The organism is Wenzhouxiangella sp. YN9 (assembly GCF_056324165.1).
In genome coordinates, this window is sequence record NZ_JBJNIP010000100.1 from 81,922 (window position 1) to 94,712 (window position 12,791).

The 12,791-nt window shown below is 66.0% G+C and carries 14 protein-coding genes; all 14 read right to left on the reverse strand.

Annotated elements, in window-relative coordinates; all coding sequences use genetic code 11:
* Position 1: 1 nt before the first annotated feature.
* Positions 2–748 carry a flagellar type III secretion system pore protein FliP gene (fliP, locus tag ACEWQ0_RS08890; protein WP_476483335.1) on the reverse strand — a complete coding sequence of 249 codons (747 nt, stop codon included), beginning with the start codon at positions 746–748 and terminating at the stop codon, positions 2–4.
* A complete protein-coding gene (fliO, locus tag ACEWQ0_RS08895; RefSeq protein ID WP_476483336.1) occupies positions 748–1,140 on the reverse strand; it encodes a flagellar biosynthetic protein FliO in 393 nt (130 codons plus the stop codon). Before fliO ends, fliP begins: the two co-directional genes overlap by 1 nt.
* Entirely contained in the window at positions 1,137–1,577 is a 441-nt protein-coding gene (fliN, locus tag ACEWQ0_RS08900) for a flagellar motor switch protein FliN (protein WP_476485131.1), read from the reverse strand. Before fliN ends, fliO begins: the two co-directional genes overlap by 4 nt.
* Entirely contained in the window at positions 1,574–2,566 is a 993-nt protein-coding gene (fliM, locus tag ACEWQ0_RS08905; protein WP_476483338.1) for a flagellar motor switch protein FliM, read from the reverse strand. The genes fliN and fliM overlap by 4 nt, the downstream gene beginning before the upstream one ends.
* Before the next feature lie 12 nt (positions 2,567–2,578).
* The gene (locus ACEWQ0_RS08910) at positions 2,579–3,082 is read right to left on the reverse strand and encodes a flagellar basal body-associated FliL family protein (RefSeq protein WP_476483339.1); all 504 of its coding nucleotides are present in this window, start codon (positions 3,080–3,082) and stop codon (positions 2,579–2,581) included.
* Positions 3,083–3,247: 165 nt separating this feature from the next.
* A complete protein-coding gene (locus ACEWQ0_RS08915; RefSeq protein ID WP_476485132.1) occupies positions 3,248–4,606 on the reverse strand; it encodes a flagellar hook-length control protein FliK in 1,359 nt (452 codons plus the stop codon).
* A 2-nt stretch (positions 4,607–4,608) separates the two neighbouring features.
* Positions 4,609–5,052 (reverse strand): flagellar export protein FliJ, encoded by a 444-nt coding sequence (gene fliJ, locus ACEWQ0_RS08920; protein ID WP_476483341.1) that lies wholly within the window; start codon positions 5,050–5,052, stop codon positions 4,609–4,611.
* A 41-nt stretch (positions 5,053–5,093) separates the two neighbouring features.
* Entirely contained in the window at positions 5,094–6,458 is a 1,365-nt protein-coding gene (gene fliI, locus ACEWQ0_RS08925; RefSeq protein WP_476485133.1) for a flagellar protein export ATPase FliI, read from the reverse strand.
* Positions 6,455–7,135, reverse strand: coding sequence for a flagellar assembly protein FliH (locus ACEWQ0_RS08930; RefSeq protein WP_476485134.1), 681 nt, complete (start codon positions 7,133–7,135; stop codon positions 6,455–6,457). Before ACEWQ0_RS08930 ends, fliI begins: the two co-directional genes overlap by 4 nt.
* A complete protein-coding gene (fliG, locus tag ACEWQ0_RS08935) occupies positions 7,128–8,135 on the reverse strand; it encodes a flagellar motor switch protein FliG (protein WP_476483344.1) in 1,008 nt (335 codons plus the stop codon). The genes ACEWQ0_RS08930 and fliG overlap by 8 nt, the downstream gene beginning before the upstream one ends.
* Positions 8,128–9,804: a flagellar basal-body MS-ring/collar protein FliF gene (gene fliF / locus ACEWQ0_RS08940; protein WP_476485135.1), complete on the reverse strand. Its 1,677-nt coding sequence runs from the start codon at positions 9,802–9,804 to the stop codon at positions 8,128–8,130. Before fliF ends, fliG begins: the two co-directional genes overlap by 8 nt.
* A 30-nt stretch (positions 9,805–9,834) precedes the next feature.
* Positions 9,835–10,158, reverse strand: coding sequence for a flagellar hook-basal body complex protein FliE (gene fliE, locus ACEWQ0_RS08945; protein ID WP_476483346.1), 324 nt, complete (start codon positions 10,156–10,158; stop codon positions 9,835–9,837).
* A 26-nt stretch (positions 10,159–10,184) separates the two neighbouring features.
* Positions 10,185–11,552, reverse strand: a complete 1,368-nt coding sequence (locus ACEWQ0_RS08950; RefSeq protein ID WP_476485136.1) for a sigma-54-dependent transcriptional regulator — start codon at positions 11,550–11,552, stop codon at positions 10,185–10,187.
* Positions 11,549–12,736 (reverse strand): sensor histidine kinase, encoded by a 1,188-nt coding sequence (locus ACEWQ0_RS08955; protein WP_476485137.1) that lies wholly within the window; start codon positions 12,734–12,736, stop codon positions 11,549–11,551. The genes ACEWQ0_RS08950 and ACEWQ0_RS08955 overlap by 4 nt, the downstream gene beginning before the upstream one ends.
* Between the last annotated feature and the right edge of the window lie 55 nt (positions 12,737–12,791).

Genomic DNA, 12,791 nt, shown 5'->3' on the forward strand with positions numbered 1-12,791 from the left:
GCTAGCCACCTCCCATATAGAAACTCGAGGCCAGCGTGCCCATGATCAGGCCCCAGCCGTCGACCAGCACGAACAGCATCAGCTTGAACGGCAGCGAGATCAGCATCGGCGAGAGCATCATCATGCCCATCGACATGAGCACGCTGGCGACCACCAGATCGATGATCACGAAAGGAATGAAAACCAGAAAGCCGATCATGAAAGCCGTTTTCAGTTCGCTGGTGAGGAAAGCCGGCACCAGAATCCGGAACGGCACGTCCTCGGCCGACTCGAAGCCTTCGTTGTTGCCGGCCAGGCCGGCGAACAGGGCCAGATCGGTTTCGCGCACCTGATGACGCATGAAGCGGTGAATCGGCTCACGGCCGCGCTCGAGCGCTTCTTCAAGCTCGATGTCCTCTTCCATGTAAGGCACAGCCGCCTCGGTATAGAGCTCGGTCCACACCGGCGCCATCACGAACAGGGTCAGAAACAGCGCCAGGCCGATCAACACCTGGTTGGGCGGCGTGGTCGCCATGCCCATGGCCTGGCGCAGGATGGCCAGCACCACGATGATGCGGGTAAACGAAGTGAACATCAGCATGATCGAAGGCAGCAGGGTGAGCAGGGTCATCAGCACCAACACCTGCAGCGTGATGCTCCAGGTCTGGCCCCCGCCTTCGGCTGCCGGCTCGACCGTGACGATATCGATGCCCGGCGCGGCCAGCGACAGCGCCGGCATCAGCAGCACGATACACGTCAGCCAGCGCATCACTCCCGCGCCTCGCGCCGGCTGCCGGCAAGGTGTTCGTCGAAGCCTGCTTCGGCCTGCCCCAGATCGGCCAGGTGACCAATGCGGCCGGGGCTGACGCCCAGCAGGATGCGACGTCCGTCGACTTCGACCAGCAGCAGCCGCTCTTTCACGCCCAGCGCCTGCTGGCCGACGATGTGAATGGGGCCATCACCCGAGCGCACGCCCAGGCGCCCGCCCGAGATCCGCCGCGCCGCCCAGGCCAGCGCGAACACCAGGCCCAGTATCAGAATCAGCCCCAGCGCCGTGCGCAAGAGCTGGCCGCTGCCGCCCACCGGCGCCAGCTCGCTGGCCAGCGCTGGAGCGCCGACCAGCGCCAGACCGAGGGCAGACGTCAGGCGAGTCGTGTTCATTTCAGGTTCTTGATTCGTTCGGACGGACTGATGACGTCGGTCAGACGAATGCCGAACTTTTCATTGACTACCACCACCTCACCGTGCGCCACGAGGGTGCCGTTGACGTAGACATCCAGCGGTTCACCGGCGGTGCGATCGAGCTCCACCACCGAGCCCTGATTGAGCTGCAGCAAATTGCGAATGCTGATCTGCGTGCGTCCGACTTCCATCGACAGCGCGACGGGCACGTCCAGAATCACGTCGAGATTGACATCCGATCCGGCCAGCGGGGCGTTATCGTCAAGCTGTTCGAACTGCGCTTTTTCAGTCTCCTCCGCTTCTGCTTCCGCCTGCGCGTGCTCGCCTGCGCGCTGGGCTTCTTCCATTTCACGGACCTGGCGCTCTTCTTCGGTCTCTTCGCGCTGGCTGTCGTGTCTGTTGCTTGCATCATTCATGGCTTCGACTCTCCGCGATTACGCTCCACTCGGTTCATGATCTTGACTGCATAGTTGTCTCTGGCCGATCCAAGGGCGCCGCGAAAGCACGGCACGCCTTCGACATACACCGGCACCTCGTCGGGCAGGTCTATCGGAATCACGTCCCCCGGCCGCATGCTCACCAGGTCGGAAAGCGTCACCCGCTTCTTGCACAGTTCCACTTTCATGCTGACCTCGGCATCGCGAATTTCCTCGCGCAGGGCGTTCATCCAACGCTCGTCACGGACCATGCGGTCAGAGGCCATGCCCGAGTCCAGCACCTCGCGAATCGGCTCTACCGCGGAATACGGAATGGTGACGTGCAGCTCGCCGCTGGTTCCTTCCAGCTCGACGGTAAAGCGGGTGACAACCACAATCTCGGAGGGGCTGACGATATTGGCGAACTGCGGGTTGACCTCCATGTTGTGAAACTCGAACTCCACATCCATGGCGAGCTTCCAGGCTTCGGCCAGGTCTTCAAAAATGCGTTCGCGCATGCGCTGAATGACGCGCGTTTCCACCGGCGTGAACTCGCGCCCCTCGATCTTGGCGTGGAAGCGGCCGTCGCCGCCGAAGAACGTATCGACCACGGCAAAGATCAGCCGCGCATCCAGCACCAGCAGACTGGTGCCGCGCAGCGGCTTGATGTTCATCAGGTTGAGGCTGGTGGGCACCGGCAGCGTGCGCATGTACTCCTGAAACTTCATCATGTCGACGCTTTCGACCGAAATCTCGGCCGAGCGCCGCAGCATGTTGAACAGGCCGATGCGAAAGTGCCGCGCGAAGCGTTCATTGATCATTTCCAGCGTCGGCATGCGGCCGCGCACGATGCGATCGTGATTGGCAAAGTCAAAGGACTGGATCTCGCCTTCGGCCGCCGTTCCCTCTTCGGTGTCGACCGCGCCGGAGTCGACGCCGTGCAGCAGGGCATCGATTTCGTCCTGGTCAAGAATGTCGTTTCTGCTCATGAACGCACCCGCCTATTGCACGACAAAAGCCGTGAAATACAATTCCTCCACCGCGCTGGGCTCGCCCTCGGAGTCAAGGACCTCGCGCACTTCCTCAAGCGCGGCTTCGCGCAGCGCTTCCTTGCCCTCACGCGTGGCGATCTCCTGCCGCGACGCGCCCGACAACAACATCAGCAGGTTGTTGCGCAGCAGCGGCGTGTGTCGCTCCAGGCCGGCGATGACTTTCTTGTCCCGGCTCATCACCTGGATGCTGGCCTGAAGAAACCGGACGCTGCCGCCGTCGTCCAGATTGACGACGAAAGACGGCGTGATCTCGTGATAGATGGCCGGACCGGAAGGGGCTTCGGCTTCGGGCTGATCGTTGCCGCCGGCCGATGCATCGGCCTGCGATTGAACGATGAAATACACGCCCCCGGCGGCTGCGCCGGCGGACACGATACCCACCAGCAGCGCCACGATCAGCAATCGGGACAGGCCGCCCTTGGCTACCGCCGGTGTGTCGTCTTTTTCCGCCATCGTGCTTGCTCCATTGCCAGAACTGAAATCTCGTCCTGTAAGGAGCAAAAGCCGTGCCAGGGCCCGGGCCGGCCGGGCGTCGGCTTTCCGACGCAGGCAGAATCCCGGGCTCGTGACGGGCTGACAGACAGAGTGCCGAGCGCTCGGCCCGATCGGGCCGATGAATCAGGCGTAGAGATCGACCAGGCCGCGCAAGCCCATCGGCGGCGCAGCAGCTCGGTCATCGATTGCAGAGCCGTTGTCTGCGGCGTGCGCCGAACGGCTGCCGCGGGAAGAAGCTTCGTCATCGCCGGGCGCGTCGTCCCGGTGCCCGGAAAACTGCCCGCCGGAATGGTCGACATGCGCCTCGCTGAGCTCGACCCCCTGCCCGGCCAGCGACTCACGCAAGCGCGGCAGCAGCTGCTCGAGCGCCTCGCGGGTCTGCGCCTGCTGCGCGGTCAGGTGAACGCGGGCTTCCTTGCCGTCGACCTCGATGCGGATATCCACCTGGCCGAGCTCCGGCGGCTTGAGCTGCAGCCGAGCTTCGGAACTGCCCTGCCGCAGCATCAAGGCGACGTGATCAAAGGTCTGGCTGGCAGCAGCCGAGCCCTGCGGCCCCGGCGCCAGGGTGGCGCCGGTCAGCGCTGCCTGCAGCGGGTTCGAGCCGGGCTGGAGGCCGGCAAGCTCACCCCGGGCCGCCAGCCCGGAATCGGCAGCTTGAGTCGCGCGGGCTGTATCCGCCGCCCTGGCCTGCGTTTCCAGCAGCGTCCGCCCGGCCTCCCGCGTCAACGACGCGTCAGGACTCGAGGCCGTCAGCTCCTGAATCAGCTTCGAGCCCGCCTCGGGTGCGTTCTCGGCAGCCGTCGTGAGCGCCAGGCTTGAAGGCAGGGCTTCCCTGGCCGGCGCGGCCTGCCGGTCGGTCAACGCCGCCGTTGGGCCGCGGCGATGCTGCTGCGCGGTCAGACGATCAAGCAGGGTGTTCGCATCACCCTCGGCGCGATGGGTTGTCTGCGACAGGCCGAGCCCGGGCTTCTGCCCGGCCGACTCCGCACTCATCAACCGTCGCGCCACTGCAGACATCGGCTCCAGGCTTTCACCCTCAGCACTGGCCGCGAGAAAAGCCTGCAGCAATGCGCTCTGGCTGCCCGAGCGGGCGTTACCGGACAGACTCGGGGGCTGGCCGCTCGCCTGCGCCGCCTCCGGCGCCGAAGCTCCCGTTTGCGCCGCAGCCAGAGCCGCTTCATTGTGTATCAAACCCGATGCCAGCTGGCCGGCATGCCGGCCGTTCAACAGCGCAAGCCACCGATCCGGATCAAGCCCCTGACCACCCTGGTCTTTCTCGCCGTCAAGTTCGCCGCCTGTGGCAGCGGTAGCTGCCGGCAACCCCGGCTGCGCGTCAGGCGCCAGAGCCGAAGCGGCATCGAGGTCAAACAGCGCTGCAATGCCGGCAAAACCGTCATCGCTCATATCGGGCCGCAGCATGGCTGCCGCTGATGGATCGAGCTGCGGCAGGGCCAGCAACACCGGCAGGGAAGCCTGCGTCATGTTCAGGAGCCCGAGGTCACGAAGCGCCGGGTCACCAGATCGTCGATGAAGCGCTGCTCGACGCGCTCGGCCAGGCGTTGCTCACGAACAGCCTGTTTATCGGCTACGCTCTCGACGGCCTTGACGCGGGCGCGCTGCTCTTTCCATACCGCCAGCTGGCGCTCGTAGGCTTGCTGTGCCAACGCAACGCGCTGCGTCTGCTCATCGACGGCCAGCTGCAGCCGATCGGTAAAGTGCGCGTAGTTGCGCACGTTGACCGCCAGCGCGCCGTTGCGATGCGACTCGCTGAAACCCTGCCGATAGCTGGCCAGATGCGCGCGCAACGTCTCCAGCCGGGACTCTTCATTGAGCAGGGACGAACGCAGATCGGCCATGCGCCTGGAGCTGGCGCTTTGCTCCTGCTCCATCTGATTGGCAACGCGATGCAAACGCTCTGAACGGGTCATTGATTCACGAACTCCTCATTCACTGCCAATATACAAGCAAGTTATGTGCCAGCGTCGCGCTCCTCCGACGAACCCGTCATGATCCGTTCCAATGCCGTCAGGCTTTCACGCAGCGAGACCGCGCGGTTGCTGTCCTGACGGATAAAATCGAGCATTCCCGGACGCAACGCGACCGCTTCGTCGATGCGCGGATCACTCCCCTTGCGGTAGGCACCGACGGCAATCAGGTCCTCGTTTTGCCGGTAAGCGGCATGAACTTGCCGGTAGCGGCGCACCAGCTGCTGGTGGCCGGCGTCGGTGATCTCGTTCATTGCCCGCGAGATCGACGATTCCACGTCGATGGCAGGGAAAATGCCGGATTCGGCCAGCTGGCGATCGAGCACGATATGACCGTCCAGAATGGCCCGGGAGGCGTCGGCAATCGGATCATTGGTGTCATCGCCTTCGACCAGCACGGTGTAAAAGGCGGTCAGCGATCCGCCGCCGTGACCACTGTTGCCGGCGCGTTCGACCAGGGTTGGCAGGCTGGCGAATACCGAAGGCGGATAACCCTTGGTCGCCGGCGGCTCACCCACCGCCAAGGCGATTTCGCGCTTGGCCTGGGCAAATCGCGTCAGCGAATCCATCAGCAGCAGCACCTTGAGACCCTGGTCGCGAAAATGTTCGGCAATGGTGGTGGCCATCCAGGCGCCGCGCATGCGCATCAAGGGCGGCCGATCGGCCGGCGTGGCCACGACCACCGCGCGGCGCATGCCCTCCTCGCCCAACGTGGTTTCAACGAAATCGCGCACCTCGCGGCCGCGCTCACCGATCAGGCCAACGACAATGACATCGGCCTCGGTAAAGCGGGTCATCATGCCCATCAGGGTCGACTTGCCCACGCCCGAACCGGCAAACAGGCCCAGACGCTGGCCGCGACCGGCGGTAAACAGCGAGTTGATGGCACGCACGCCCACGTCCAGCGGCTCACGAATGGGCTGGCGATCGAGCGGATTGATCGGCTCCCCGGCCAGGGGCGCGCGCTGCCCGGTCATGATCGGACCGCGCCCGTCCAGCGGCACGCCGGCGCCGTCGACAACGCGGCCCAACAAGCCCTGGCCAACCGGCGCATCCAGGCGACCGCCACCCGCCATCACGCGGGCATTGGGCGACAGGCCGCGAATCTCTTCGGTGGGCATGAGATAGACGCTGTCTTCGGCAAAGCCCACCACTTCCGCCTCGAGCTTTCTGTCGTTTTCACCCAGCACCCAGCAGCGCTCGCCCAGCGCGGCCTCGACGCCCACGGCCTCGAGGGTCAGGCCGACTACACGCTTGAGCTTGCCGCAGGCGTTGACCGACGGCCCGGCCACCGCCTGCTGGCGCTGGCGCAGCCGGCCGGCCCAATTGTCTGCCCGAGCGCTGTTCATGCCGGCTCACCATCCTCCGGCCCGGGATCGCTCGCGGGCGCGTCGCTCTCGCGGTGGCCACCCAGCACGCGAGCGGCCACGGTTGCCAGCCGCGTCTCCAGGGTCGCATCGACGCTGGCCGTCTGGCTGCTCACGCGGCAGTCGCCGCGCTCGAGCATCGGATCCTCGCGCAGCTCCCAGCTGGTTTCACCGGCCGGGTTGGCCAGGGTGTGGCGAACCAGCTCGGCATCCTGCGGGTGCAGATGCACGCGTACCTGACGGCTGTTGGCGGGCAGTTCGGCAAGCGCCTCACGCACCGCCGCAATCACGTGTTCGGGCTCGCTGCGCAGCTCCCGCCGTATGATCTGCCGGGCGACAGCCAGGGCCAGCTGCACCAGCTCGGATTCGACTTCCTCATCCACTGCCTCCAGCGGCTGCTGCATCGCCTCGATCAGTGATTCAAGCTGGCGTGCGCGCGCCTGCACCTCTTCCTCGCCAGCCTGGCGACCGGCGGCCAGACCTTCGGCCCAGGCTTCGTCCCAGGCCTGCTTCTGCAGCGCTTCTAGCGCGCGCGCGCTGTAGACCGAAGGCCGGCGCTGCTCTCCGGCCGGCCTGTCCCGGCCGCCGGCACGGGCCACATCCGGCGCCTGCCAACGCTCCAGCTTGTCAAGCTTTTCGCGCGCCAGAATCTCAGACATACTCTTCGCCCTTGCCGCCCAGGTCGAGCTGGCCCTGATCGGCCAGGCGGCGGGCCGTTCCCAGGATTTCCTTCTGCGCGGCCTCGACATCGGACAACCTGACCGGCCCCTTGGCTTCGAGATCCTCCTCGAGCATCTCGCCGGCACGCTTTGACATGTTCTTGAAGATCTTCTCGCGCACCGTCGATTCGGCACCCTTGAGCGCCAGCACCAGGGTGTCGGACTGCACGTCGCGCAGCAGCGTCTGAATGCCGCGGTCGTCGATGTCTGCAAGGTTGTCGAACACGAACATCTGTTCCTGGATGTTCTGGCCAAGGCTCTCGTCAACTTCATTGACACCGGCCAGCACCGACTCTTCTATATTGCCGTCGACCAGGTTGAGGATTTCAGCGGCGGCACGCACCCCGCCCACGCTCGATGACTTGAGGTTTTCATTGCCGGAGAACTGCTTTTCCATCACCTCGTCGAGCTCGTTGAAGGCCGACGGCGGAATGCCGTCGAGCGTGGCAATCCGCATGATCACGTCCGGACGCACCCGCTCGGGCAGCGTGTCGAGCACCTCGGCGGCGTGATCGGCCTCGAGGTAGGCCAGCACGATGGCAATGATCTGCGGGTGTTCCTGACGAATCATCTCGGCGACGCTGCGCGGATCCATCCACTTGAGCGCTTCGAGCCCCTTGCTCTTGCGCCCCAGCAGAATGCGATCGATCAGACCCGAGGCCTTGTCGCCCAGCGCCTGCTCCAGCACCCGCCGGACGTAATCGTCGGAGCCCACGCCCAGAGAGGTCTTGTCTTCTACCGTGGCAATGAAGGCGTCGAGCACATCCAGGGCCTGATCACGCGACACCGAATCGAGTGTTGCCATGGAGGTGCCGATGCGCTGCACGTCGCGCGCACCCATGTGCTTGAGCACCTCCGAGGCCTGCTCCTCGCCCAGCGACATCAGCAGAATCGCCGCGCGTTCGGTGCCGTTGAGCTCTCCCGGCTTCTGTCTACTCATCCTCGCCTACCCACTGCTTGACCACCTGGGCCACCCGCTTGGGGTCCTGCGAGACCACCGACTTGGCCGCGGCGATACATTCCTCATACTGCTGGCTCGGATCGCTGACCAGCGACTTCCTGTCGTCTTGCGCCGCGCTGGCGTCGTGGCTCAGGCTGGCTGGCGAATGCGTTACCAGCTGGCGCTTGGCCGGCAGCTGCACAAGCTGGCGCAACAGCGGACGGATCACCGCCATGATCAGCAGCAGCACCACCAGGACACCGGCGCCAATCCGGGCCAGCCCCATCAGGTCGATCCGGTCCATGAAGGAAGACGTGTCGGTGCTGGCGTCTTCACCCAGCTCGGCCGTCTGGAATGCCGCGTTCACCACGCTGACGGTGTCGCCACGGGCCGGGTCAAAACCGACCGCCTCACGCACCAGCGTGGTCATGCGCTCGAGCGCCTCTGCCGAGTGCGGCTGGCTCACCACTTCACCATCGTCATTGGTCACGCGTTGCTCGTCGACCACCACCGCAACCGACAGGCGGCGCAATTCGCCGGCCGGCGCCAGAATGTGGCGAATGGTGCGATCGACCTCGTAGTTGCGAACGTAATCGCGGCTGGTCACCGGCGGCTGGTTGCCGTCGACGCTGCCGTCCTGGTTGGTGGCGCCATTGTTTCCGGCCTGACCGGCGGCCGCCGGCGGCTGATTGCTGAGCGCCCCCGGCACACCGGTGGCAGTGACTGCGTCGGCATCACCGCGCTGCTCGCTGCCCTGCTCGCTGCGAATGACCTGGCCGGCCGGGTCGTAGCGTTCCTGGGTTTCTTCAGTGCTGGAGAGCTCCAGATCGGCGGCCACCTGGGCACGCACGCGACCGTAACCAACCACCGGCGTGAGCAGCTGCTCGATGCGCCGACTGAGGCGCTCCTCGATGCGCTGCACGCGATCAAGCGCGGCGTTGGCCGGGTCTTCTTCCTCGTTGAGCCTTGCCGACAGCAGCATGCCGTGCTGGTCGATTACCGCGACCTGTGAGCGCGCCATGTTGGGCACCGACGAGGCCACCAGGTTGACAATCGCCATCACCTGGCCCGACTCCAGCCGCCGACCGGGATGCATCTGCACCAGCACCGAGGCGCTGGCCGGGCGGCGGTCACGCACGAAGACGCTGTCGCGCGGCATCGCCAGATGAATCCGCGCGGCGCGTACCGCGCTGATGCTGGCCACCGTGCGCTGCAGCTCGACCTCGAGCGCGCGTTGATAGCGCGCACCTTCCATGAACTGGCTTTCAGTCAACCCGCCGGACTCATTGAACATCTCGAAGCCGGCGCCGGAGGCGGCCGGCAGATCCTGCGAGGCAAGCTGCAAACGCGCCTCGTGCAGGGCATCGGTCGGCACCATGATGGCGCCGCGGCCGGACTCATAACGGTGCTCGATGCCAGCGGCCTCCAGCGCCTGGACCACCTGGGCGGCATCGCGATCATCGAGATTGCCGTAGAGCAGGCCATAGCCGGTGTCCTGCGAGGACCACAACGCAATGCCCACGCCCACGGCCACGGCGGCCGCCAGGCCCACCAGCAGCAACAGCTGCCGCAGACCGGGTACCTGATCGATCACGTTCAGGCCCGAGACCGAGGCCGTTGAGGCCCCGCTGCCCTGATCCCTGCCAGCCACCAGATCCTGTGCCGCCATTGCTTGAAATTCCTTGCGTCCCGGCCCTTATCAAATGGGCATGTTCTGAATTTGCTTGTAGGCGTCGACGAGCTTGTTGCGCACCTCGCTCATGGCCTCGAACGACACCCGCGCTTTCTGCATCGCGATCATCACTTCAGTGAGATCCGCGTCCGATTCGCCGCGCTCGAACGCCGCCGACATTCCGGCCGCCGTCTGCTGGCTTTCGTTGACCCGTTCGAGCGAGCGGCTCATGATTTCGGCAAAGTTGACCTCGTTGCCGCCCTGCGCTGCCGGCTGCCCCTGCTCCAGGCCGGAGGCGCTCTTGAGCGCGCGCATCTGCGACAGAACCTGCTGAATCGACATATCGCTCATTGATCCATCTCCTTCTTGCCGGCCGCTCAGACCGATGCCCTGTCTGCTGCAAATTCCGGGCCACCGTCACCGGGAATGCGCAGCCCAGCCTCGCGCAGCCGGGCCAGCTTGTAGCGCAGAGTGCGCGGGCTGATGCCCAGGCGCTCGGCGGTGCGACCGCGATGCCCGGCTTCGTGGCGCAGGGTGTCGAGAATGACCTCGGCCTCGCGATCGGCTACCGAGCGCTGCAGGTCGCCGCCACTGTCCTCGGCAGGCCCTGCCGCGGCCGCGGTGACATGCTCGAAAAACAGGTCGCCGGCGCGAATCTCCTCGCGCCCCCCGGCCAGCACCAGAGCGCGCTGAATCACGTTATCGAGCTCGCGCACGTTGCCTGGCCAGGCGTGCGCCTCGAGCGCAGCCAGGGCCTCCCCGGTCAGGGCCGGCACCACGCCCCGGCCACGATGATGGCGCGCCAGGGCGCGCTCGGCCAGCGGCTGGATATCGCCCGGCCGCTCGGCCAGCGCCGGCAGGCTGAGCGGAAACACGTTGAGCCGATAGAACAGATCCTCCCGAAAGCGCCCGACCCGCACCTCGCTGGCCAGATCCCGATTGGTGGCGGCGATCACGCGCACGTCGAGTTTGATGCTGCCGCTGCCGCCCAGGCGCTCGACTTCGTGCTCCTGCAGCACCCGCAACAGCTTGGCCTGCAGGCCGATATCCAGCTCCGAAATCTCGTCGAGCATCAGCGTGCCGCCATTGGCGGACTCGAACCGGCCCACGCGCGCCCGATCGGCGCCGGTAAACGCCCCCTTCTCGTGGCCGAACAGCTCGGCCTCGATCATGGTTTCGGGAATGGCCGCGCAGTTGACGGCCACGAACGGGCCCTCGCCGCGACCGGAATGGTGATGGATGTAGCGGGCGTAGGCTTCCTTGCCGCTGCCGCTGGGGCCGGAAAGCAACACGCTGACCTCGGCAGCGGCCACCCGCCGCGCCATATCGGCCAGGCTGCGCGAGAGTGGATCGTGGGCAACCAGCTCTGCAGAGTCTTCAGGCCGACCACGGAAACGCTGAACGCGCTCGATCAGCTGATCGGCCTCGATCGGCTTGATCAGATAATCCACCGCGCCGGCGCGCACCGCCGACACCGCCTGCGGCACGCTGCCGAAGGCGGTCATCAGCATCACCGGCAGGTCCGAATGCTGTCGGCGCAGCCGGCGCAATAATTCCAGACCGTCCCAGCCCGGCATCTGGATGTCGGAAATCACCAGGCTGATGGCTGTGTGCTCGAGCACCTCCAGCGCCGCGCGGCCGTCGGCGGCAGTCAGCACGTCGAAATGTTCGAGCTCGAGGGTTTCCTGCAGTGCCTCTCGCAGGGGCTGGTCGTCTTCGACCAGAAGAATGCGGAAATCACTCATGACTGCTCTCCAGCAACGGCCGCCGCCGGATAGTCACGACTGCCGCGCGCCACGCGCGGCAGCTCGAGGGTGAAACAGCTGCCCTGCCCCGGCGTGGATGCAAGATGGACCTCACCCTGGTGCGACTGCACCACCGAGCGAACCACCGCCAGCCCCAGGCCGGTGCCGCCGCCGCGGCGGGTAAAGAAAGGTTCGAAGATGCGCAGCTGGTCTTCCGGCTCGATGCCGGGGCCGTTATCGCGCACCCGCAACAGCACCAGGCCATCGATTCCACGCTCGACCTCCAGCGTCACCTGCGTGTACCGGTCGCCGGCCTGCCATGCGTTCTCGATCAGATTGCAGAGCACGCCGACCAGCGCCTGACGGTCGCCCTGCAGGCACGCCCCGGCGCTGCGGTCGACCACCTCCAGCCGCGCGCCGCCGGCCATGGCGGCCGCCAGCGCGGCCCGCAGCTCCTGCAGCAGTTCGGCAACCGCCAGCTGCTCGGTCGGGCCACAGCCGCCGCGCACGAAACCCAGCATGTCGCGCGTCATGTGCTCGAGGTCGCGCAGGCGGTCGATCAGCCGCTGCCCGAATCTGCGGCGGCGCTCGGCGCTCAGTTCCCGATCGCTCAGATGAGCGGCATACAACAGGGCCGAAGACAGCGGCGTTCGCACCTGATGGGCCAGGCGCGCGGCCATTTCGCCCATCGCCGCCAGCCGGCGGTTGCGCGCCAGGCGCGCCTGCAGCCGACGCTGCTCGGTCACGTCGGTCAACAGCACGATGGTTTCCAGGCCGCCCTCGACCGCCTGTCTTGACACCGTCAGTTCGCGACCGTCAGCCAGCCGCAGCTCGTCGGCGTCGGTCTGCGGCTGCGCCGCCGCCCGAGCCAGCACTGCCGGCAGACGCTCGCCGTCAATGTCGGCGCCCAGCCACTGCTGCGCCCGAGCGTTGCTTTCACCAATCCGACCGGCCTCGTCGAGCACCATCACGCCGCCGGGCAGCGAGTCGACCAGCGCGCCCAGACGGTCGGCCAGGCGCTCTTTTTCGGCTCGCTGACGCTCCTTTTCGCGCCGCGATTTCGCCAGCTCCTCGGCCAAACCGGCGGTGCGCTGTTCCAGATCACGGTAAGCGCCGGTCAGCTCTTCGGAAAGACGGTTGAATGCGCCGAACGCTTCTTCGAGCCGGTGCGCTGATTCCGTCATTGGGCCTCCATGTTGTGCGGCATACCCATTCAGCAAGCAAAACTCGTTCCAGGAC

Coding starts and splice junctions, on each gene's coding strand:
- ACEWQ0_RS08910 (WP_476483339.1), bottom strand. CDS start 3,082: ATGGCGGAAAAAGACGACACACCGGCGGTAGCCAAGGGCGGCCTGTCC.
- fliF (WP_476485135.1), bottom strand. CDS start 9,804: ATGGCGGCACAGGATCTGGTGGCTGGCAGGGATCAGGGCAGCGGGGCC.
- ACEWQ0_RS08955 (WP_476485137.1), bottom strand. CDS start 12,736: ATGACGGAATCAGCGCACCGGCTCGAAGAAGCGTTCGGCGCATTCAAC.
- ACEWQ0_RS08915 (WP_476485132.1), bottom strand. CDS start 4,606: ATGACGCAGGCTTCCCTGCCGGTGTTGCTGGCCCTGCCGCAGCTCGAT.
- ACEWQ0_RS08950 (WP_476485136.1), bottom strand. CDS start 11,552: ATGAGTGATTTCCGCATTCTTCTGGTCGAAGACGACCAGCCCCTGCGA.
- fliM (WP_476483338.1), bottom strand. CDS start 2,566: ATGAGCAGAAACGACATTCTTGACCAGGACGAAATCGATGCCCTGCTG.
- fliO (WP_476483336.1), bottom strand. CDS start 1,140: ATGAACACGACTCGCCTGACGTCTGCCCTCGGTCTGGCGCTGGTCGGC.
- fliG (WP_476483344.1), bottom strand. CDS start 8,135: ATGAGTAGACAGAAGCCGGGAGAGCTCAACGGCACCGAACGCGCGGCG.
- fliI (WP_476485133.1), bottom strand. CDS start 6,458: ATGAACAGCGCTCGGGCAGACAATTGGGCCGGCCGGCTGCGCCAGCGC.
- fliP (WP_476483335.1), bottom strand. CDS start 748: ATGCGCTGGCTGACGTGTATCGTGCTGCTGATGCCGGCGCTGTCGCTG.
- ACEWQ0_RS08930 (WP_476485134.1), bottom strand. CDS start 7,135: ATGTCTGAGATTCTGGCGCGCGAAAAGCTTGACAAGCTGGAGCGTTGG.
- fliJ (WP_476483341.1), bottom strand. CDS start 5,052: ATGACCCGTTCAGAGCGTTTGCATCGCGTTGCCAATCAGATGGAGCAG.
- fliN (WP_476485131.1), bottom strand. CDS start 1,577: ATGAATGATGCAAGCAACAGACACGACAGCCAGCGCGAAGAGACCGAA.
- fliE (WP_476483346.1), bottom strand. CDS start 10,158: ATGAGCGATATGTCGATTCAGCAGGTTCTGTCGCAGATGCGCGCGCTC.